The following is a 21683-nucleotide window of genomic DNA, read 5'->3' as shown; positions in this document are numbered from 1 at the left end:
CACCTCTACCCCATGTCTACCCAAACAAAAACCATCTCGCGCCTTGCCAAGAACGGGGCCGACGAGAGTCGCCTCCTCAAGCTCGGCCTGCCAAAAGGCAGCCTCCAGGATTCGACGTTCGACCTGCTCGACAAGGCGGGCTTCTCCTTCTCGGTTCGCAGCCGCTCCTACTTCCCCTCGATCGACGACGACGAGCTGACCGCGATGCTCGTCCGCGCGCAGGAGATGGCGAAGTACGTCGAGGACGGCGTCTTCGATGCCGGGATCACCGGCCTCGACTGGATCGCCGAGACCGGCGCCGACGTCCAGGTCGTCGAAAACCTCGTCTACTCAAAGGCCTCGATGCGGCCTGTCCGCTGGGTGCTCGCCGTGCCCAACGACTCGCCGATCCAGGGCGTCCAAGACCTTCAGGGCAGGCGCATTGCGACGGAAGTCGTCAACCTGACCCGCACATGGCTTGAGAGCAACGGCGTCGAGGCCGACGTGGAGTTTTCCTGGGGCGCGACCGAGGTCAAGGCCCCCGACCTCGTGGACGCCATCGTGGAGGTCACCGAGACCGGCAGTTCGCTGCGCGCCAACAACCTCCGCATCGCCGAGGTGCTGCTGGAATCGAACACGCAGCTCATTGCCAACAAAGCCGCGTGGGAGAACCCGTGGAAGCGGAAGAAGATCGAGAACCTTGCGATGCTGATGCAGGGCGCGATCCGCGCCGAGGGCAAGGTCGGTCTCAAGCTCAACGCGCCGCGCGCCGCCGTGCCGGAGATCGTGAAGCAGCTCCCCGCGCTGCGCAACCCGACGATCTCCCCGCTCTTCACCGAGGGCTGGGTCGCCATCGAGACGGTGATCGCCGAGCGTGAGGTCCGGACGATCATCCCCGAACTGAAGCGCCTTGGCGCAGAGGGGCTGATCGAGTACCCGATCGACAAGATCATTCCGTAGGACAGCCTACGGCCTGAGGGACGGTCACGCCGCGTTGCACCGGCTCCGAATGAGCGCGAGGCACGCCTCTTGACTCCCCCCGTTTCACTCCCCATGAAGGGTCGTGAAACTGTCCCCCTCACCCGTGAGGGGGACAGTCCGAGGAGCGGAGCGCGTGAGCGCGGAGGCGACGCAGGACGGGGGGAGCCCTGCAAAGTGTAGAGGCCAATGCCCAGTATCTTGTGATCTGCTTTTCCACAGCGACCAACAGAAGCGTCCCATGAAACTCCTCGACATCGCCCATGCCCGCTCGGGCGACAAGGGCGACGCCGTCAACGTCGGCATCATCGCACGCGAGCCAGAGCACTACGCCACGCTCCAGGCGCTGCTCACGCCGGAGCGCGTGAAGGCGCACTTCGGGCCGATGGTGACCGGCGAGGTCGAGCGCTTCGAACTGCCCAACCTGCACGCGCTCAACTTCCTGCTCCACGGCGCGCTCGGCGGCGGCGGCACGGTCTCGCTCAAGCTCGACGCGCAGGGCAAGACCTACGCGGCCCACCTGCTGAAGATGGAGGTGGACCTCGTAGGAGCCGAGGGGTAGGACGTGGCTCGAAGGGCGCAGGTCGTAGGGCTGCTCGGGGCGCTGCTCGGTGTCCTCTTGGTCGTACCGCTCAGTTCCGGCTGTGGCGGTGCGCCGGGAGCCGATGTGCCCGACAGCACGATGGTGGCCGCCCTGACCGACCTCCACCTGCTGGACGCCCGCCGCGAGACGTTCGGCGACAGCACGGCCGGACGGCCCCTCGCGCTCGACTCGCTGCGGGTCACCGCACTCGCCCAGCACGGCCTCGACACGACCGCCTTCGAGGCGGCGCTCGACGCGCTCACCGCAGAGCCGGAGCGGCTGCGGCAGGTCTACGACTCCGTGATCGTACGGCTCAACACGGCCAGCACTGCCCTCCGCCAGCAGGACTTTTGAGAACCTATCTGGCAAGAGCACTGATGGGCTGCAAGCGGCTGCGACCCCCCGCCTTCCGCGTTGCGCTGCATCGCCGATGCGTGCGCATCGCCTGCTTCACGCGCCTCGAAGACGGCCGTCTCGCTCGCTTTCGCCCTGATCCTCCCTCACCAAACAGGTTCTGACGTGCGCATCCTCACGACCTCGTCGAACCAGTCGCTCGTGGCGCGCGGCGTGCGCCGGACGGTAGCCGGGCTGATCCGGTCGTCGCTGCGGTCGAGCTTCCGGTCGGTGCGCTGGGTCGGGGCGTGGCCGCTGTTGCCCGAGGGCCAGCCCGTTGTCCTCTACGCCAACCACCACAGCTTCTTCGACGGCTACCTGCTCTGGTGGCTCCTCACGCAGCACCTCGACCGCCCGCCGCTCGTGTGGATGCGCGAGCACGACCAGATCCCGCTCTTCGGCCCCCTCGGCACGTTGCCGTTTCCCGAGGACGATGCCCGCCGGCGCGCCCAGACGCTCCGCGAGACCGCGCGCCGGATGCGCGCGGTGCCCGAGACCACGCTGTTTCTATTTCCCGAGGGCGAGCAGCGACCGCCGGACGCAGGCATCGGCCCGTTCGAGACAGCTGACTTGGCGCGCGTCGCGCGGCTGGTGCCCGACGCAGCGTGGTGGCCCGTCGCGCTGCGGCTGACGTGGTGGGACGCCGACCGCCCTATCGCTCTTCTAACTGGCGATACGCCGCACGACGCACCTGACGGTGACGAACGCCCTCGCCTCGATGCGCTCCTTAACCGGCTCCGCGCGGTCCGTCCAGTTGGCGACGGCGTGACGATCGACGGAGTACCGGCGGCTTCGCGGGTGTTGCTCGACGGCAAGCGCGCTCCGGGCGAACGCTGGAACCTGACGGTCCTCGGGCCGCTGCTCCAGCGCTTCAGCTAGGCCGCTCCGCTGAGCACGCACCGCGCCACCCTCACGAGTTCTTCGGCAGGGGGCAATTCGCGAACCGCCTCCTGCGCCCTAAACTTGCGTGGCGGGTAGTGTATCCGCTCCCGCTTGCCTCGCACGCCTCCCGCCGCCCATGCCGACGCTGCTGGTGCTCCTGCTGACGATGCTCTCGCCGACGCCCCCTGCGTGCTGTGCCGACGGCGACGCGCCCGCCCCGCCCGCCGTGCTCTCCTTCGCCACCTATTCGGACTCGCTCGCGACGTTCTACGGTTCGCGCGACGTGACCGCGATGAAGCGGCTCTACCAGGACGCCGCGACGGTCGAGCAGCGGCTCCTCGCCCGCTACCGGCTCTTCCCGATCACGCAGGACGGCACCTACCTCGATGACCTCCCCGACGCCGACGAGGCGGAGTCGGCCCGCGAGTTGGCGCTGCTCTCGGCGCTCTGGGCCTACCGCGTCGCCAACGCCCCGCCGTGGAAGGTGCCGACCTACGGCCGCCGCTCGGAGGCCCTCCTCGACCGCGCCAAAGCGCTCGACGACGACGACCCCTACGTCCTCCTCGTGGACGGCCAGGCACTACTCTACAAGCCCTCGATCTTCGGCGGCGACGTGAACGCGGCGCTGGTGCGGTTCCGGCACCTCCGGCGCGTCCTCCCGCAGCACCCGCACACGGGCATCCCCCGCGTGGAAGCCGACGTGTGGGCGTGGTATGCGATGCACAAGCTCGGCCACGACGCCGCTGACGGCCTCCGCGAACAGTTGCTCGCCGAGCAGCCCCCGGTGCTCTTCCGGCAGTTCCTCACGGACCCGCCGTGAGCCTTCCTTTCGACTGGACGGAGATAGCCATCGCCGTACTCGGCGTGATGCACGCGGGGATGGCACTCGTGCTGCTCGTGAACCTGGCATACCTGCGCCGGACGCGCACGCCGCATCCTACTCCGGACGAGGCGCTACCGGCGCTATCGGTGCTCGTCCCGGCACGCAACGAGGAGGACAACCTGCGCCACCTCCTGCCCTCGCTCGCGGCGCAGACCTACCCGCACGTCGAGGTCATCGTAGTCGACGACGCCTCCGACGACGCGACCTGGGACGTGCTGCACGAGCATGCCTCGGCGTTCGAGACGGCGGGGCACACGCTTCGTCCTCTGCGCGGCGATGGGCCACCGGCGGGCTGGCTCGGCAAGCCGCACGCGCTCTACCAAGCCACGCGCCACGCCACCGGCGGCATGTTCGTCTTCCTCGACGCCGACACCGGGCTGCTCGGCCCCGACGCGCTCCGGCGCCTCGTCGAGCGATTCGTCTCGTGTGAGACGGCATCAGGACCAGACGCCACCGTGCTGTCGGGGCTGCCGCTCTACCGTGACCGGGGCGGGGCCGCGCTGCTGACGAGCCTCGTCCCCTTCTCGATCCTAAGCGCGCTGCCGCTGCCGCTCGTCCCGCGCACCCGTGCCCCATCGGTCGGGGCGCTCAACGGGCAGGTCTGGACGATCCGCAGCGAGGCCTACCGCCAGCACGAGCCACACGCCACGCACCGCGACGACATCCTCGAAGACGTGCAGATCGGCCGGACGCTGAAGCGCGAGGGCATGCGGCTCCACTTCGTCGAGCTTGGCGATTGCGTCTCGGTGCGGATGTATGGCACGCTCGGCGAGGCATGGCGTGGCTTCCGCAAGAACGCCTACCTCCTCGCAGGCGGGCGGCCCTCGACGTTCGTGCCGCTGTGGCTGCTCTACGCGGCGCTGTTCGTCGTCGGGCCGTGGCTGGCGCTTGCGGGCGGCGTTCCATGGCTGCTCGCCAGCGCCGTCGTGCTCAAAGGCGGCTGCGACCTCGCGCGGCGGCTCCCACTGTGGCTCCCCGTCGTCGCGCCGCTCGTCTTCGTGCTCGCCAACGTGCTCCAATTGGACTCGGCTGTGAGCCACGGGACAGGCGGTGTGGCCTGGAAAGGCCGGAGCGTGTAGCGAGCCGCTGACTTCAGCGCGCCACCGTGAACGCGCGGACCGTGCACTCAGAACCGGCGCAGAGCTGCGCCCAGTAGACGCCTGCGGCCCAGCCCTGCATGTCGAGGGGGAGCGTGTGCGTCCCAGCTCCGCGCACCTCGTCGGCCAGCGTGGCGATGCGTCGTCCGAGTGCCGAACGCACATCGAGGCGGACGGAGGCGGGTTCGGGCAGCGTGAGATGGAGCGTCACAGGTCCTATGCTCGGGTTGGGCGCGACGGCGAGGCTCGGGCGGGTGCGCCCGGGCGTCGTCTCGGTAGCCGTGCCGGTTGCGGCGGCATAGTGCACGACGGTGACGCTCGTGCCGGGGAGCGTGAGGTCGAGCGTCCCAGCTTCGCTCTCGTCGAGCGGGGTCAGCGCCTCAGCGTGGCGACCGTCTTCGAAGCGATACAGCGTGTGCCCAGCCATGCCCGCAGGGCGGGCGACCATGACAGTCTGCGCCTCGGGGGTCTTGTTCAGGAGGACGACACTCACACCGGTCTCGTCGCGCACGGCGAAGGGCTGCACGTCGTAGCCGTGGACGTTCATCCCCGAGTGGTGCGGGAGGTCGGGCAGCGGCGCAGCCGTCGTGGCGGTGCGCAGGAGCGTGCTGCCGGGCATCAGGCGGCCGGGCCCGGCGAGGAGTTGCCAGGCGTAGTACGGCGCGCGCTCCTCGAAGGCCGGGTACCACCGCAGCACGCCGAAGCCGCCGAGCGTCTCCCACCGCAGCGCGATGTCGAAGCCGCCCTGCGCCGCGTGCAGCAGCGCCGCTGTCTGCACGACTCCGCCGAAGGTGTCCACGTTGCGCGGGTCGGTCCAGAGTTCGCCGGTCGGCGTGCCGTCGCGCGTCCAGAGCGCGGACACGTTGTAGGCGTCGAGCATCAACCGGAGGTCAGGGTGCCCGGCCGTCTGCGTGCGGATTTTGAGCGGGGCCTCCTCGTACCAGATCGTGCGGCCCATGATCGTGGCGTCGGTGTCGTCGGCGTTCCACGAGAGGAAGAGGTTCGACGAGACGACGTCGAGCAACGCGGGGCCGTCGGGACGCGACAGGACGCGCGCGGCCCAGTAGCCGTTCTCCCACCCCGAGAAGCCCGACGGCCCGCCGATCGCGGAGCCGGGATCGGCGTCGCGGATGGCGCGCGCGGCGTCGAGGTAGAGCGTCGCCGAGAGGTTGAGGGGGAAGTAGTACGGCCGCTCGGCGCTGAGGTAGTTGATCTCGTCGTAGACGATCCAGGTGTCCACGTCGTCGGCGTAGCGTGTGGCAAGGGCGCGCGCGGCCTCGGTCCAGGCGGCGTGCTGCGTGGCGTCGTTCCACCACGGGTCATCGGCGGTGCTGGTGCGCCAGTCCTCGCCCTGGAAGAGGCATACGATGGGCACGTAGCCCGCCGCGACGACCTCGCTGATTTCCCGGTCGAGGTCGCTCCAGTCCCAGACGCCAGGTTCGGGGCTGAAGAGCCGAGGGTAGGCCCAGATGCGCACGCTCGTGAAGGGCAGCTGCTCCAGCTTGGCGAGCGCAACGGGCGCGCTGTAGGTGTTGCGGTGGTACTGGATGCCGTAGTAGTCCGCCGGGATCGTCCGCACCACCTCGTCCGTCACGGCGATCTTCACGGGCTGCGCGAGGGCAGCAGGATTCAGGACCGCGGTCAGGAGCAGGAAGACGTAGCGGGCAGGCACCGGCGCAGGAGGATTACTTCGCGGAGTCGTGTCCCCTGCACGGTTCGCCGGACGCCCGTGTTTCGCTTCGCTCGGCTTACTTCGTGCGTGGTTGCCCTGAGCGCGCCTCAGCCGATCCCGGAAAAGTGGCGAGCGGGTGATCACTTTCGCGAGCGAATCGCACGGAGGCTACTACGCACCCCCTTCGTCCCTCCCTGTATCGCGTCCCTCCTCGCAATCTGTGCCGGTCATGCAACGCTTCCTACGCCTCGCGCTCGCCGTCCTCTTCCCCGCATTCCTTTTTGCCGCCGCGCTTTCTCCTGCGGTCTCGTTCGCCCAGTGCTCGATCTCGTGGGCCGAGCCCGACAACGGCGTCTGGTCCGACGCCACCAACTGGGCCCCGGCCCGCGTGCCGGGCATCGGCGACCAGGTCTGCATCACGACGCCAGGCACCTACATCGTCACGCTGAACGCCTCGGCGGAGGCCGGTGAACTCACGGTCGGCTCGGGCAGCATGGACGGCGAGCAGCGGCTGCGCACCAGCGGCGGCAACGTCAACCTTACGCTCAGCGGCGACCTCCGCGTGCAGACCGGCGGGCGCTTCGACTTCTCCTACCTCCTCGACGTCAGCGGCAGCGTCAGCGTCAATGGCGGCTTGCTGCGCATGGGCTCGGCGACGGCCACCGTCTTCCGCAGCGACGGCCCCGTTGAGGTCGCAGCGGCAGGCGAGCTGAGCGTGCAGGGCACCCTCGCCGCGCCGACTGTGCTAAACAACGGTCTGCTGCGTATCACGGAGCGGCTCACGATCGAAGACGGCACCGTCCTCGACAACCGCGGGGAGTTGATCCACGAGGGCGGCGGTGGCGGACGCAGCATCGCGGGCGATGGCGAACTGCGTAACAGCGGCACGCTCCGCAAGGTCAACCGCGGCAGCGTCCCGATCCAGGTTCCGCTAACCAACACGGGGGCGCTCGTCGTCGAGGAGGACAACATCCTCATCGAAGCGCCAAGCACACACACGGGCGCGACGCTCACCGTCGCCGATGACAAGCTGCTGCGCTTCCAGAACGGCGCGACCCACACGTTCACCACCGTCACGCTCGGCGGTACCGGCACCATCGAGGTCAACGGCACCACCACGCTCGACGCGCCCGACTTGGAGATTCCGGCCGGGCTCACCTTCGAACTCAGCAGCGGCGCTACGTTCAACGGAGGCGACGCGCTCACCGTGCACGGCACGCTGGAAACAGGCTTTCAGACGACGCTCACAGGCACCGGCATGCTGTCCGTCGCGGAGGGCGGCTTTGTAGAACTGCGAAGCACCCTCGACGGGTGGACGCTGGCGAACACGGGCACGGTCGATGTCACCGAGGGCCTCACGTTGCAGAACGCCGAGATCGTCAACGACGGCACGCTGATCCTAAGCGCCTCGACGCGCGCCATCAACGGTACCGGCCGCGTGGTCAACCGCAGCGATGCGCGCAAGACGAGCCGCTTCTTCTTCGAACTCGCGGTCCCGTTCGTGAACGAAGGCCCCTTCGATATCGAGGACGGCTCGCTGACCATCACGGACGTATTCGAGAACACCGAGGCAGGCACGCTGCGCGGCGTGGGGACGCTGAGCCTGTTCAACGGCACGTTCGAGAACGCGGGCACGGTCGCGCCGGGCCTGTCGCCGGGGCGGCTCCAGGTAGCGGGGACCTATCCCAACGGCGACGGCACGCTCGCGATCGAACTCGGCGGGACGACCGCGCAGACGGAGTATGACGTGCTCGGCACCGCCACCGCCTCGCTCGACGGCACGCTCAACGTGGCGTTCATCGACGGCTTCGCCCCGCAGCCGGGCGACACGTTCACGCCGATCCTCGGCCAGATCGAGGGCACCTTCGCCCAGTTCGACGGCCTCGTGGCTCCGGAGAACGGCGTCACGCTCTACCCCAGCGTCGGCGACTTCGATCAGGGCTTCCTGCTCACGACCGTGATGGGCGTCCCGACGCTCGGGCCATCGCTCACGCTCGAAACGCCCGTCGTGGAGACCGGCGCTCCGCGCACGCTGACGCTCTCCGGCAGCGGATTCGCGCCCGACGCGACGTTCCGACTTGTCTGCAACGGCTGCGCAGACCCGGTGGGTGCGCCGGAGATTCCGCTCGGCATCCGCAGCATGGGCCCCGACCTCGTCGAGGTCGTCGCCGACCTCAGCGCGGGCGGCCAACTCGGCACCTACGACGTCGTAGCCGAAGACCCCCGCGGCGGACGCGCCACGGGCGGCCCGCTCACCATCGCGCCCGGGCCGCTCACGATCGCGCTCGACGTGACCACGCCAGAGGCTGCCGAGGACGGCCGCGTGCCAGGCGTCGTCACGCTCCGCACCAACTTCGCGCTCGCCACGCCGGTCGTCGTCCCGTTCTCGCTGGGCGGCACCGCAACGCCGTTCGCCGACTACGTCACGAGCACGACCCGCTCCACGGTCACGATCCCGGCTGGCGCGCGCTCCGTCGACCTCCTGATCTTCCCGCGCAACGACGCCAACGCCGACGACGGCGAGACGGTCATCGTCACCCTCCTGCCCGACGCCTCCTACACGCTAGGATCGACCTCGCGCGGCACCGTCACCATCGCCGACGGCTCGCCGTCCGACGCCTTCGACGTGTTCTACGTCACCCCGACCACGGCGGGCAGCGAGGGCACGGCGTTCGTCCGCGCCGTAGGCCAGGGCTTCGCCGAGGGCGCGTCCATCGAACTGCGCAACGGCGGCACCGTGCTCGCGCCGCAGTACGTCGAGACCGGTGCCGATCAGGTAGCGGGGTCGTTCGACCTCACCGGCGCGCCGACAGGCACGTGGGATGTGGTCGTGACGAGCGGCAGCGGGCCGTCCGAAACGCTCGCGGCGGCGTTCACCATCGAAGACGCCGTCGCGCCCGACCTGTGGGTGGACGTGGGCGGCCCGCCTGCGGTGCGGCCGGGGCGGCTGGCGCGCTACAGCGTGAGCGTCACCAACCGCGGCAACGCCGACGCCGTGCTGGTCCCGCTCTACATCTCGCTCCAGAAGGACCCGCGCATCGACGCCGCGCTCGAACCGCTCTTCGACCTCGGCGACCTCAACGCGCCGCCGGGCTTCACCGACTTCGGCTCGTGGGAGGAGTACGAGACCGTGCTCGACACGCTCGACCAGCTGATTTATCCGCTCGTCCTGCCGCTCGTGCCGCCGGGCGAGACGGTCACGCTCGACTTCCTCGCGATCACGCCGCAACTGAGCGCGTGGACGGCCGACCCGATGCTACTCAGCTTCCCGAGCGAAGCCGCCGCCGCACGCCTCGCGCCGGAGTATGCGCAGGCTTTCGCGTCCGCGCTCCAAAGCGGTGGCACGTCGGACACGGTCAACTGCGTCTACGCAATCCTCAGCTCGGCGGCCGACATCGTCCTCGACTTCATCCCCGGCGTCGGGTGCATTCGCAGCGCGGAAGTCTTCCTCGGCAAGATCTTCTTGGACAGCATCAGCGGCGCGATGGCGTCCACGGAGGACCAGCGCCTGGCCTACATGTCGCAGCTGCTGGTATCGATCGGCGGGCTCCTCCTCGATTGCGGGGCCGAATTTATCCCGGCGCTCAAGGCGGGCAAGGCGATCCTCAAGACGATGAAGGTGCTGCTCACGGGCGGTGCCGGCGTCGCGTCGGTCGCAGCCAACTGCGGGCCTGTGATGGACCGCTTCTTCGGCGTCAGTCACGACGCGCGAATCGTAGCGTCCATTGACCCGAACGACAAGCTGGGGCCGTCCGGCGCCGGCGACGCGCGCTATGTGAACGGCCGCGACCCGTTCAATTATCAGATCCGCTTCGAGAACAAGCCCGAGGCGACCGCCCCCGCGCTCGAAGTGATCGTTGTGGACACCCTCGATACGTCGCGCTTCGACCTCGACACGTTCACGATGGGCACGGTCTACTTCGGGGAATGGAGCTACACGCCGCCGCCGGGCCTCTCGGCGTTCACGACGACGCTTGACCTGCGCCCGGCCAACAGCCTGCTCGTGCAGGTCGACGCCGTGCTCGACCGCGCGACCGGCATCGCGACCTGGCGGTTCACGGGCCTCGACCCGGCGACGGGCGCGCTGCCCGAGGACCCCTTCGCGGGCTTCCTGCCGCCCAACAACACGCCGCCTGAGGGCGACGGCGGCGTCTTCTTCCGTGTCGCGACGAAGGACGACCTCCCGTCCGGCAGCGTGGTTACCAACGAGGCGCGCATCTTCTTCGACCTCAACGAGCCCATCGATACGCCGCTGTGGTCGAACACGCTCGACTCGCAGGCCCCGACGAGCACCGTGGAAGACCTCGCCGATGAGCAGACGCGGGCGACGTTCCCCGTCTCGTGGACGGGCGCCGACGACGCGGCGGGCGTGCAGTCCTATACCGTCTTCGTCTCGGTCGACGGCGGGCCGTACGACGTGTGGCTGCGGACTGACGCCGTAGGCGCGTCCTACACCGGCGAGGTCGGCAGCACGTACGCGTTCTTCGCCGTCGCACAGGATCCCGCGGGCAACCGCGAGGCCGCGCCCACCGAGCCGGACGCCGTCACGACGGTCGTCTCCGACGTGTCCGCCGAGGGCGACCCGACGCTGCCCACCGAGTTCGCGCTCGGGGGCAACTATCCCAACCCGTTCAACCCGACCACGACCATCCGCTACGACCTGCCCACAACGGAGCATGTCACGCTGGAGGTCTACGACATCGCCGGTCGCCGCGTGGCCGTCCTCTTCGACGGCGAGCAGGCCCCGGGCTTCCACGAGGTCCGCTGGGACGCGCGGGCGTTCGCGAGCGGCGTCTACCTCTACCGCCTGCAGGCCGGCTCCTTCCGCGCCACCAAGCGCATGGTCCTGATGCGCTGAGGCAACCAGATGATGGAGAGCCAAGCCGCTTCCCACAGCGCTTCGGTCGGCTCCCCCCGCTTGACGCGCCTGAAACGGCGGTCAAGCTGTCCCCCTCACGCGTGAGGGGGACAGTTTTGGTTGACATGGGAGCAGAGCGACTGTCAACCAAAACGGGGGGAGCCGATGCGCTAGCACGCTCTCCCTACCTCGCCTTTCAGGCCCCGCAACCAGGATGACAAGGTTGCAAGGTCAGGGTTAGCTTGACAAGCATCGTCCACGGCCCCCCTCTGATTTTGATTCTAGACTTCATCGCACAGCCCTACGGTTTCCTGGCACCAGGTCTTGGCGCCCTCGTGGTTGCACTGCTGGCTTGGAGGCACCGCAATCACACGGAGACCGGCCGACTACGTCCTCGTAGGCTGCTGCTACTCGGGACGGCTGGGCTGCTACTGATTGGTACGGTTCTAAGCACTGTGCAGATCATAGCAGCGATAGAAGGCACACAAGCGAATGCCGAATCACTGGCGTATGGCGTACGGTTTCTCTTCGGGACAGTGGTTGCGACTATTGCCTCGTTCACGCTCGTCAACAAGTGGGTGCCGCGTCCGCCCGGTCCTCTCTTCCGAACCGAGCGGAGTCAAGTAGTAGCAATCGTGGCTGCCAACATAGCCTTTCTGGCTGGAGGCTTGGCCCTCTGGTATTGGACGCGAGCTACCTGGTTACTAGACGCTCTTGTGTTGGGAATGGCTGGAGGTCTCGCTGGAGGGCTTCATGTCATTACCGACGAACTCGGGAAGAAGGCCAAGGACTAGTCCTTAGAGCCCATACTTCTCGATCCGCCGGTAGAGTGATCTGCGGGTGAGGCCGAGACCGGCGGCGGCGCGGGAGCCCTGGTTGATGTTGGGGTGCCGCCGTGCCCGTACGGTTACAGTCCGTACTTCTCGATTCGACGATACAAGGATTTCCTGGTCAACCCTAGGTCGTCGGCGGCGCGGGAGATGTTGCCACCGTGCTTTGAGAGCGCCTTGCGGATCACCGTGCGCTCGATCTCTTCGAGGTCCAGGCTGTCGAGCGCGAGGCGGTCCTTGCTCAGGTCGGGCGGCGCGGTGAAGTCGAGCACGTCGGGCTTGACGGTGGAGCCGTCGGCAAGGATGACGGCGCGCTCCATCGTGTGCTGGAGTTCGCGGACGTTGCCGGGCCAGCGGTAGCCGCGCAGCTTGTTGCGGGCGCTGGCCGCGATGTCGCGCACGGGCTTGTCGTACTTCTGCGCGTAGAGCTTGAGGAAGTGCTCGGCGAGGAGGTCGATGTCGTCCCCGCGCTCGCGCAGCGGCGGGAGCACGATCTCGACCGTGTTGATGCGGTAGAGGAGGTCCTGCCGGAACGCGCCTTCGCTGACCCGTTCGTAGAGCGGCGCGTTCGTCGCCGAGACGAGGCGCACGTCCACCGCGACGGGCGTGGGCGCCCCGACGCGCGTCACCTCGCGGCGCTGGAGCACGGTGAGCAGCTTCGCCTGCTGTGCCGCGCCGATGTTGCCGATCTCGTCGAGGAAGAGCGTCCCGCCCGAGGCCACCTCGAAGCGGCCTGCACGGTCGGCGTTGGCCCCCGTGAAGGCGCCCTTCGTATAGCCAAACAGTTCGCTCTCGAAGAGGCTCTCCGTGAGCGCGCCGAGGTCGACGGCCACGAAGATCTCGTCGGCACGGCGGGAGCGGCGGTGGATGGCCCGCGCGACGAGTTCCTTGCCCGTCCCGTTCTCGCCGAGGATGAGCACGTTCGCGTCCGTCGCCGCCACCTTGTCGATGGTCGCGAAGACGGCCTGCATGGGGTCGCTCTCGCCGACGATGTCCTGGTAGGGCCGGTCGAGGTCGCGCGTGAGGTGGACCTGCCGGTCGCGCAGCGTGGCGACTTCCGCCTTCGTGCGGCGCAGCTGGATGCCGTTCTTGACCGTCGCGACGAGCTTCTCGTTTTGCCAGGGCTTCGTCACGAAGTCGGTCGCGCCGCCCTTCATCGCCTCGACGGCTAGGCTCACGTCGCCGTAGGCCGTGATGAGGATGACGACGGCCTCGGGGTCGAGCTTCTGGACGTGCCCGAGCCAGGTCAGCCCTTCCTTCCCCGAGGAGGCGTCCTTGGTAAAGTTCATGTCGAGCAGCACCACGTCGTAGCGCTCCTCACGGAGCAGCGTCGGCAGCGCATCGGGCCGCGTGGCCGTGTGGATCGTCTCAACGTGCGGCTTAAGGAGCAGCCGGATGGCGGTGAGCACGTCTTCGTTGTCGTCCACGACGAGGACGCTGCCGGTGCGGGCGGTGGGTTCCATGCAGGAGTGAGAGTTCGAGACTGGGCGAGTATGAAGTGGGGCGGCTCCCCCCGCTTGACACGCCTGCGACGGCGGTCAAGCTGTCCCCCTCATGTCTGAGGGGGACAGTTTTGGTTGACATGGGAGCATAGCGACTGTCAACCAAAACGGGGGGAGCGGCCAGGCAATGTGCGCGGTCGCCCGGCGCGGTGTGCGGAAACGCACAGTCTGGCCGGTTCGTTTCGGCGATTTCCGCGCGCTTTGCGGGGTTTGGCACGCTGGCACATCGGTTGACATGGGAAACGGCACGGCGCGAGCACCGCCGCTCGGGTCGAACGAGCCCAGCCCCAGCCCCATGGAAGCCCCAAGCAACCCAACCAGCGTCCTGACGCGGCCCATCCAGAGTGGAAGCTCTGGCGGCGGCGAAGGGATGGACCGCCGCGCGAAGAAGCGCCGCCTTACCCCCAAACGCATTGCGATGGTCGTCGGCGGCCTCGCGCTCCTCGCCCTCGTCGTCTGGGGGCTCTTTTTCCAGGACACCCGCCGTACCCTCAACGTTGAGCGCGACAAGATCACCGTCGCCACCATCGACCGCGGCACGTTCCAGGAGTATGTCTCCGTGACCGGCGCCGCCCAGCCGATCAAGACGGTCTATCTCGACGCCGTCGTCGGTGGGCAGGTCGAGGAGCGCTACGTCGAGGAGGGCGCGATGGTGACGGCCGGCCAGCCGCTGCTGCGCCTCTCGAACGACCAGATGGAGTTGAACATGGCTAACTCCGAGGCCGCGCTCGAAGAGCAGGTCAACAACTTCCGCAACACGCGCCTTGCCCTCGACCAGAACGCGCTGCGGCTGCAGCAGCAGCTCGTTGAGACAAACTACCAGATCACGCGGCTCCAGCGCGAGCACGGCCGTAACGAAGAGCTGTTCGACCGGCAGGCCATCGCGCGGCAGGAGTACGAGCGCATCCGCGACGAACTCGACTACCAGCGCCGGCTGCAGGAGCTCACCCGCGAGAGCTACCGCCAGGACTCGCTGGCGCGGGCCATCCAGCTCGGCCAGATCCAGGAATCGCTGGGCCGCCTGCGCGCCAACCTCGCGCTCGTGCGCCGCAACGCCGAGAACCTCACGGTCCGCGCACCCATCACGGGGCAACTTTCCGCGATGGATGTCGAAATAGGCGAACTCATGAACCAGGGATCCCGCATCGGACAGGTGGACCAACTCGACGGCTACAAAGTGCGCGTGCCCATCGACGAGTTCTGGATCGCGCGGGTCGCGCGCGGCCAGCGCGGCACGGTGGACGTGAGCGGCGAGACGTACACCCTCGACGTGAACCGGGTCTATCCGGAGGTCTCCAACGGCCGCTTCGAGGTGGACATGCTCTTCGTCGGCGAGACGCCGCGCATCCGGCGCGGCCAGAGCCTCCGCATCCGCCTCGAACTCGGCGACTCGGAGGAGGCACTGCTCGTCCCGCGCGGCGGCTTCTACCAGACGACCGGCGGCAACTGGATCTTCGCCGTCTCCGAGGACGGCGGCATCGCCGAGAAGCGCACGATCCGCCTCGGCCGCCAGAACCCGCAGTTCTTCGAGGTCCTCGACGGCCTCCAGCCCGGCGACCGCGTGGTCACCTCTGGCTACGATACCTTCGGCGAAGCCGAGAAGCTCAACTTGGAGTGACGCCGTGCAGTGGTGTCGCGGTGCAGCAGTGGTCACTGCCCTACCGCCTCACCGCAACACAGCCTCACCGCCCCACTCTTCACTGAAACACAGCCCCACCCAACACCATGATTCGCACCCAAGACATGAGCAAAGTCTACACGACCGACGAGGTCGAGACGACGGCGCTCAACTCCATCAGCGTCGAGATCCAGCGTGGCGAGTTCATCGCCATCATGGGGCCGTCCGGCTGCGGCAAGTCGACGCTCCTCAACATCCTCGGCATGCTCGACACGCCGTCAGGCGGGCACTACGTGTTCGACGGCGAGGACGTCTCGGGCTATTCGGAGCGCCAGCGCGCCGAACTGCGCAAGGGCACCCTCGGCTTCGTCTTCCAGAGCTTCAACCTGATCGACGAGCTGACGGTCTTCGAAAACGTCGAGCTGCCGCTGCTCTACCTCGGGCTGGACAGCAAGGAGCGCAAGGAGCGCACCGAGGCCGCGCTCGACCGCGTGGCGATGGCGCACCGGCGCAACCACTTCCCGCAGCAGCTCTCGGGCGGCCAGCAGCAGCGCGTCGCGATTTCGCGCGCCGTCGTCGCCAACCCCAAGCTCATCCTCGCGGACGAGCCCACGGGTAACCTCGACTCGACCAACGGCGACGAGGTGATGAAGCTGCTCAGCGAGATGAACGAGGCGGGCGCGACCATCGTGATGGTGACCCACTCGCCCTCGGACGCGGAGTATGCCCACCGCGTGATCTACCTCTTCGACGGCCAGGTGGTCTCGGAGAACTTCATCCAGAAGGAGTACGCGCTCCCGCGCTAGCGCCTTCCCTGTCTCGGGCGGGGCGGCCCCGGCTGTCGCCCTGCCCCTTCACCTCTACCTTGCCCTGTCATGCGCTTCGCTTCGACGCTTCGTGCTACTGCCCTTCTCTTCGCCCTTCCTCTCTGGCTCGGCAGCGCTCCTGGTCCCGCCCCCGTCGACCCGTCGGCGCTCGTCGGCACGTGGACCGTCGACCTCCGCCCGACGCCCGACGCGCCAGCCTACACCCAGCCCTTCCGGGTAACCGCCGTACACGATGACGGCACCTTTGACGCGCTCTTCTACGGCGCGCCCGTCCAGGTCGCGCGCTACAACGCCGACTGGGACGTGCTCCACGTCGCCTTCGTGACACGCGACAACTCGACGCGCTACCTCCACGCGGCCCGCCTTGTCGACGGGCAGCTCCACGGGACCACCCACGCGGTGGAACGCGGCTTCCTCTCCGTCTGGACGGCGGAGCAGTAGCGCTCCCCTCACACCCTTTGCGCGCTGGCGGTGCGCGGCCTGCCCTGGGGCTCGTGCAGTGCCGCACACCGTCGGTGCGCAGCTTTTTTCGACCGCGTTGCGGTGTCCTTAGTCCCTTGTCATCGGCTGGAGATCAGCTCCACATGTGGCAACAGCCCCGGGCTTCCACCCACGACCGACCCATGACAACGGACCCATGATCAAGAACTACGTTCTCGTCGCCGTCCGCAGCCTGAGCCGCCAGGGCGGCACTACGGCGCTCAACGTCGGCGGCCTCGCGATCGGCCTCGCGGCGTGCTTCCTCCTCGTGCTCTTCGTGCAGCACGAGCTATCGTTCGACCAGCAGCACCCGCTCGCAGACCAGACCTACCGCGTCACCTACGGGGTGACAGAACAAGAGAGTTGGCTCGGGGACGACCCCGAGACGCGCTCGGCCAACATCGCCGCGGGGGTCAAGACGCTCCTCATGGACGCGATGCCCGCTGACATCGCCGACTACATCCGGCTCGACTTCCGGTCGCCCTACCTCACCGTGGACGGCCAGAGCCGCAGCGTCAACGGCTTTGCGACGGCCGACGCCGCAATCCTCACCACGTTCGACCTCCCGCTCATCCACGGCGACCCCGCCACGGCGCTGGACGACCCGCAGAGCGTGCTCCTCACCGAGACGGCCGCCGCGTCCTGGTTTGGCGACGAGAACCCGGTTGGGCGGACGATCCGCTACGACGACCAGGCCGACCTGACGGTGACAGGCGTGCTGCGCGACCTGCCCACCAACCAGCACCTCCGCTTCGACTACCTCGTCCCGATCACCTTCGTGCTGTTCCGGCCCGACATGATGGACGACCTCACGAACTGGAACTACCAGTCGTACGTCGTGCTCGCCGAGGGCGTGACCGAGGCCGACGCCGAAGCCCGCATGCAGGTCGTGTTCGATGAGCAGTTCACCTACGACGGGGAAGAGGACAGCGGCTACCTCGCCGACCTCGAGCCGGTCACCTCGATTCACTTCGAGACGAAGACCTACGGCCGCGCGCCCGTCCGCGACCAGCGCTACGTGTGGGCGTTCTCGATCATCGCGGGGCTGATTCTGCTCATCGCGTGCATCAACTTCATGAACCTTGCCACGGCGCGCGCCACGAAGCGCGCCAAGGAAGTCGGCGTGCGCAAGTCGATTGGGGCCGGACGCGGGCAGCTCATCGGCCAGTTCCTCGGCGAGTCCATCGTGCAGAGCGCGCTCGCGCTCGCGCTCGCGCTGGTGCTCGCGAGCATCGCGCGCCCGCACTTCGCCAACCTCGTCGGCGGCGACATCGACCTCACGTTTTCGCCGAACATCGTGGCGCTCCTCGTGGGCATCGGGCTCCTGACGGGCATCCTCGCGGGCAGCTACCCCGCGTTCTACCTCTCGGCGTTCCGCCCGGCGCGCGTGCTCAAGGGCGAAGTCGCCCGGGGGCGCTCGGCGACGGCGCTGCGCAAGTCGCTCATCGTGGCCCAGTTCGCCGTGACGGTGTTCCTCCTCGTCGCGACGGGGACGGTGTGGATGCAGCTCGACTACCTCCAGAACCAGTCGCTCGGGTTCGACCAGGAACAGGTCGTCTTCGCGTCGGGCGCCCAGACCGTGTGGACGCAATACGAGGCGTTCGAGCAGGCCATCCTCGCCGACCAACGGGTGCAGACGATGACGCGCGCCGGAGGGCTGCCGGGGCGCGTAGGCACCTCGCGCGGCTACCGCTGGCAGGGCTCGACCCCGGACGAACTCGTCGGCGACGCGATGTCGACCATCTTCGGCGACCCGACCTACCTGGAGACGTTCGGCCTCACACTCACCGACGGCCGCGACTTCTCCGCAGACATTGCCTCGGACGAGACGGACGCCTACATCCTCAACGAGGCCGCGGCGCGCGTCATGGGCTATGACCTAGACGCGGGCGAATCGCCCGTCGGGACGATGTTCCGCGCCTGGGACCGCGAGCCGGGCACCGTCGTGGGCGTTGTGGAGGACTTCCACTACGCCTCGCTGCACCACGCCATCGAGCCGGTCGTGATCAACCTGTCGCCGGACTGGTACCAGGCCATTGCCTTCCGCCTCGCTCCGGGCGATGTCACTGGGGCGATGGACCACCTCGCCGACACCTGGGCCGCGTTCGCCCCCGGCTATGAGTTCGACTACGTCTTCCTCGACGACGACTTCGGGCGGCACTACGCCGACGAGGCCCGGCTCGGGACACTCTTCGCCGTGTTTGCGGGGCTGGCCATCTTCGTGGCATGCCTGGGACTGCTCGGGCTGTCGGCCTATGCATCGGCGCAGCGGACGAAGGAGATCGGCGTACGCAAGGTGCTCGGCGCGAGCGTGCCCGGCCTAGTGGCGCTCCTCAGCCGCGACTTCGTGGTACTCGTCGCCGTCGCGTTCGCCGTTGCTGCCCCCGTCGCGTGGTGGCTCATGCAGCGCTGGCTCGCCGAGTTCGCCTACCGCATCGAGTTGGGCCCGCTGGTCTTTCTGGGGGCCGGAGCCGCCGCGCTCACGCTCGCGCTCGTCACCGTCGCGACGCAGGCCTACCGCACCGCCGCCGCCGACCCAATCAAGGCGCTGCGGTACGAGTGAGCGCAGGACCGCTGCGTTACGCGCTGAAAAATGGTGTGATTACGTGAGACGGCGTATGGGGCCTCACTCCTATGTTGCCAGGTAGTTAGCGGGGCACATCGGTGCCTCGTCCTACTCACCCAACCTCATGAGGCAACACGATGGCACAATCCTGGGATTATGAATGGTTCTACTTCGGCGATATGGCCGCACTCTTTGGCAAAGGTGTTCCTTGCCCTCCAGGTTCTGTAGCATTACGTACCAAGCCTCACAATAAGTTTATTCAATACATAACAAAGCCTTCAGGCAAAGGACAAGCTCTCAAGAACAAAGCCGAGATTGCCGATGTCGCCAACAAGGTAAAGAACGCCCTGTACAAGGACTCTGATGTTCTCATAAAGCTAATTGTTCGCGCCACTGAGGAGCTTGACAGGAAGAAACCTAAAAAGAGGCACAAGTGGGATAAAGAATGGAGCCTAAAAATTTGCACCTACAAAGAGTCAGGACACGGGAAGCCATTTGCAAGGGGCGAGTCTTTTGTCTCAAAAGACACCCTTTTTGTTCCAGAAGGGCTCTCCCATAAGCTAAGAGGACCCGGTTTATCCAAACTCAGCGATAGGCTTGACCTAACGACATCATCTCGTGTTCCCGATGGCGCTATTCCTATCGACACTCTTCTTACATCTGTAGACCATATTGTCGTATATAATGTAGGTAATAAAAGAAAGGCTTTTCTAGAAGCGACCACATCAGATGCCCTAAAAGCCCTGATTGAAACCTATGCGAAAGACAATCTCGGCATATCAGACTTCAAGCTTCCAAGGAAGCTTTGCATAGTCCCAAACAAGGGCAAAGGGTCGAATTGGACACACCTATCGTACGACAGCAAAGCGACAGGAGACGAATGCGTTTATACGTTGAATGTCGGGACCATTCCTTCCAAAGCTTCGTCGCCTCAGGGTACTGTCTCCGCTCAGGGCATAGTCAAACCAATGATGACCTGCTATCCTGAGGGCGGCTTCGATACTGACTAATTCGACCCAAGGTCAGACAAGCCACACACCGCTTGAAGGGGGCAAATCGCATTTACCTCGCGCGCGTGCAGGCCGCAGCAGCCATTGCTGTCGGCCTGCTGGTGCTTGGAGCCTCGGCGACCCAGGGACAGCCTAGGGAGCCACTCATCTTCGAGCACTTTGCCCTTGATGCCGGGCTGGACGACTACATCGTCTACAGCGCGGCTCGTGACGCACGGGGTTTCCTATGGGTCGGCACGCAGAAGGGCCTCAACCGCTTTGACGGGGCGCGCTTCCACTCGTTTTCCCTCTCCGTAGAGGGAGAACCTCGTGCCATGACAGCCCGCGAGGTTGTGCTAGATACAGCAGTACTAGGCGGGGTGTGGGTGGCTACGGCAAGCCAGGGGCTGCGGCGCTATGCGCCGGACACGCGCCAACTCAGTCCGTACACGCATGCCTCACATGGCCTCGCGTCGGATACCGTGACGGCACTGCTTTCCGATGCCTCCGGCACGCTCTGGGTCGGGACGCGCAGCGCTGGCCTGAGTCGGCTTCGGCCCGATGCGAATCGCTTCGACTCAGTATCGGCTGCCTTGCCTGCCCGTCACGTTACTGCTCTCGCGCTCGGTAGTGCATGGCCCGACCTCCTTTGGGTGGGAACCAACCAAGGGCTAGCCTTGCTTGACGCTCGCACGGGCGAAACGGTAGCCCTGAGCGAAGACCGCTCCTCTCTCGTCTATCGCACAGCGATTTCTGCCATCACTGAGGTTGCCGGACAGATCTGGATTGCCACTCGCAACGGAACCCTCTTCAGCGCTGATCCAGAGACGGGACGCCTTCGACAGTTTGAGCACCCTGACATCGACGGTCGTAGGGGCGCGATCTCCTCGCTGTCCGCGTCCTCGCTCTGGCCCCATGTCCTCTGGGCAGGTACCCGACGGGGTGGCGTGATTGCGCTCGACACCAAAACTGGCGATGTGAGCACGTACAGCAGCACGCTCACCCACAACGACGTTCTCGCTGTCCACGAGGATGGAGAGGGCTTGTTGTGGGTGGGAACGGTGCTGGGCTTAAACAAGGCGCGGCTTGTGCCTCCGCGCTTCGCTCCAGACCCAAGCGATGCGATGCTGAGAGAGCGTGCCCCTGCCGTGCTTACGCTTCACGAGCCTACATCGAACCCGGACGTGATCCTGTTGAGTCTTGCTCGCGACGGACTGCATGTCTACGACCGTGTCACCCAGCGCCGCCGCTCTGCCGACATTGAAGGACTCCCCAACCTAATCTTTACTCTGCACGAGGACGGACGCGGGCACCTGTGGATCGGCGGACGCAGCACCTCGCTCTACCGTTGGGACCGGACAACCAACCAACTCGATGCTTTTTCTCTTACGGAGGGTCGTCCGACTGACATTCGCCACATCTACGAGTCACCCCGTCATCCAGGCACCCTCTGGATCGCAACGAGCCGACTAGGCCGCGTTGACATTTAGGCGAGTAGCAACAGCGTCGATACCACGTGCACGAACGCCAGGTAGTTGCGGCCCGT

Annotated in this window: 15 protein-coding genes; 13 read left to right on the top strand and 2 right to left on the bottom strand. The window is 66.9% G+C overall.

What is annotated here, in order from left to right; translation table 11 throughout:
• The first annotated feature begins 12 nt into the window (after nt 1-12).
• From hisG to AAFU51_14620, 6 genes are all read left to right on the top strand, one after another.
• On the top strand, nt 13-939 hold the full coding sequence (gene hisG, locus AAFU51_14645) for an ATP phosphoribosyltransferase (GenBank protein ID MEO1572491.1): 927 nt from the start codon (nt 13-15) through the stop codon (nt 937-939).
• 259 nt (nt 940-1198) lie between these two features.
• Nucleotides 1199-1519 carry a hypothetical protein gene (locus tag AAFU51_14640; GenBank protein MEO1572490.1) on the top strand — a complete coding sequence of 107 codons (321 nt, stop codon included), beginning with the start codon at nt 1199-1201 and terminating at the stop codon, nt 1517-1519.
• A gap of 3 nt (nt 1520-1522) precedes the next feature.
• Entirely contained in the window at nt 1523-1894 is a 372-nt protein-coding gene (locus AAFU51_14635) for a DUF4296 domain-containing protein (protein MEO1572489.1), read from the top strand.
• A gap of 165 nt (nt 1895-2059) precedes the next feature.
• A complete protein-coding gene (locus AAFU51_14630) occupies nt 2060-2812 on the top strand; it encodes a 1-acyl-sn-glycerol-3-phosphate acyltransferase (GenBank protein MEO1572488.1) in 753 nt (250 codons plus the stop codon).
• Nucleotides 2813-2951: 139 nt separating this feature from the next.
• Nucleotides 2952-3635, top strand: a complete 684-nt coding sequence (locus AAFU51_14625; GenBank protein MEO1572487.1) for a hypothetical protein — start codon at nt 2952-2954, stop codon at nt 3633-3635.
• Nucleotides 3632-4777 carry a glycosyltransferase gene (locus AAFU51_14620; protein MEO1572486.1) on the top strand — a complete coding sequence of 382 codons (1146 nt, stop codon included), beginning with the start codon at nt 3632-3634 and terminating at the stop codon, nt 4775-4777. The genes AAFU51_14625 and AAFU51_14620 overlap by 4 nt, the downstream gene beginning before the upstream one ends.
• A gap of 13 nt (nt 4778-4790) precedes the next feature.
• Here AAFU51_14620 and AAFU51_14615 read toward each other — a convergent pair whose 3' ends face one another.
• On the bottom strand, nt 4791-6467 hold the full coding sequence (locus tag AAFU51_14615) for a hypothetical protein (protein ID MEO1572485.1): 1677 nt from the start codon (nt 6465-6467) through the stop codon (nt 4791-4793).
• A 229-nt stretch (nt 6468-6696) separates the two neighbouring features.
• Between AAFU51_14615 and AAFU51_14610 the strand changes: the two genes are divergently transcribed.
• Nucleotides 6697-11325 (top strand): T9SS type A sorting domain-containing protein, encoded by a 4629-nt coding sequence (locus AAFU51_14610; GenBank protein ID MEO1572484.1) that lies wholly within the window; start codon nt 6697-6699, stop codon nt 11323-11325.
• A 907-nt stretch (nt 11326-12232) separates the two neighbouring features.
• Here AAFU51_14610 and AAFU51_14605 read toward each other — a convergent pair.
• A complete protein-coding gene (locus AAFU51_14605; protein ID MEO1572483.1) occupies nt 12233-13618 on the bottom strand; it encodes a sigma-54 dependent transcriptional regulator in 1386 nt (461 codons plus the stop codon).
• A gap of 334 nt (nt 13619-13952) precedes the next feature.
• On the opposite strand from AAFU51_14605, the gene AAFU51_14600 reads away from it, so the two are divergent.
• From AAFU51_14600 to AAFU51_14575, 6 genes are all read left to right on the top strand, one after another.
• A complete protein-coding gene (locus AAFU51_14600; protein ID MEO1572482.1) occupies nt 13953-15275 on the top strand; it encodes an efflux RND transporter periplasmic adaptor subunit in 1323 nt (440 codons plus the stop codon).
• A 107-nt stretch (nt 15276-15382) separates the two neighbouring features.
• Nucleotides 15383-16081: an ABC transporter ATP-binding protein gene (locus tag AAFU51_14595; GenBank protein MEO1572481.1), complete on the top strand. Its 699-nt coding sequence runs from the start codon at nt 15383-15385 to the stop codon at nt 16079-16081.
• Nucleotides 16082-16150: 69 nt separating this feature from the next.
• Entirely contained in the window at nt 16151-16543 is a 393-nt protein-coding gene (locus AAFU51_14590; GenBank protein MEO1572480.1) for a hypothetical protein, read from the top strand.
• A gap of 196 nt (nt 16544-16739) precedes the next feature.
• Nucleotides 16740-19145, top strand: coding sequence for an ABC transporter permease (locus AAFU51_14585; GenBank protein ID MEO1572479.1), 2406 nt, complete (start codon nt 16740-16742; stop codon nt 19143-19145).
• A gap of 182 nt (nt 19146-19327) precedes the next feature.
• Nucleotides 19328-20158 (top strand): hypothetical protein, encoded by an 831-nt coding sequence (locus tag AAFU51_14580; GenBank protein ID MEO1572478.1) that lies wholly within the window; start codon nt 19328-19330, stop codon nt 20156-20158.
• Between the two features lie 65 nt (nt 20159-20223).
• Nucleotides 20224-21627, top strand: a complete 1404-nt coding sequence (locus AAFU51_14575; protein MEO1572477.1) for a two-component regulator propeller domain-containing protein — start codon at nt 20224-20226, stop codon at nt 21625-21627.
• Nucleotides 21628-21683: the final 56 nt, after the last annotated feature.

The organism is Bacteroidota bacterium, from assembly GCA_039821555.1.
Classification (GTDB): domain Bacteria; phylum Bacteroidota; class Rhodothermia; order Rhodothermales; family Rubricoccaceae; genus JBCBEX01.
This window is presented reverse-complemented; position numbering and strand designations above follow the sequence as displayed.

Excerpts from the sequence above, each read along its gene's own strand:
- AAFU51_14600 (MEO1572482.1), top strand. The coding sequence starts at position 13,953 with ATGGAAGCCCCAAGCAACCCAACCAGCGTCCTGACGCGGCCCATCCAG.
- AAFU51_14605 (MEO1572483.1), bottom strand. The coding sequence starts at position 13,618 with ATGGAACCCACCGCCCGCACCGGCAGCGTCCTCGTCGTGGACGACAAC.
- AAFU51_14610 (MEO1572484.1), top strand. The coding sequence starts at position 6,697 with ATGCAACGCTTCCTACGCCTCGCGCTCGCCGTCCTCTTCCCCGCATTC.
- AAFU51_14590 (MEO1572480.1), top strand. The coding sequence starts at position 16,151 with ATGCGCTTCGCTTCGACGCTTCGTGCTACTGCCCTTCTCTTCGCCCTT.
- AAFU51_14580 (MEO1572478.1), top strand. The coding sequence starts at position 19,328 with ATGGCCGCACTCTTTGGCAAAGGTGTTCCTTGCCCTCCAGGTTCTGTA.
- AAFU51_14585 (MEO1572479.1), top strand. The coding sequence starts at position 16,740 with ATGATCAAGAACTACGTTCTCGTCGCCGTCCGCAGCCTGAGCCGCCAG.
- AAFU51_14625 (MEO1572487.1), top strand. The coding sequence starts at position 2,952 with ATGCCGACGCTGCTGGTGCTCCTGCTGACGATGCTCTCGCCGACGCCC.
- AAFU51_14640 (MEO1572490.1), top strand. The coding sequence starts at position 1,199 with ATGAAACTCCTCGACATCGCCCATGCCCGCTCGGGCGACAAGGGCGAC.
- AAFU51_14595 (MEO1572481.1), top strand. The coding sequence starts at position 15,383 with ATGATTCGCACCCAAGACATGAGCAAAGTCTACACGACCGACGAGGTC.
- hisG (MEO1572491.1), top strand. The coding sequence starts at position 13 with ATGTCTACCCAAACAAAAACCATCTCGCGCCTTGCCAAGAACGGGGCC.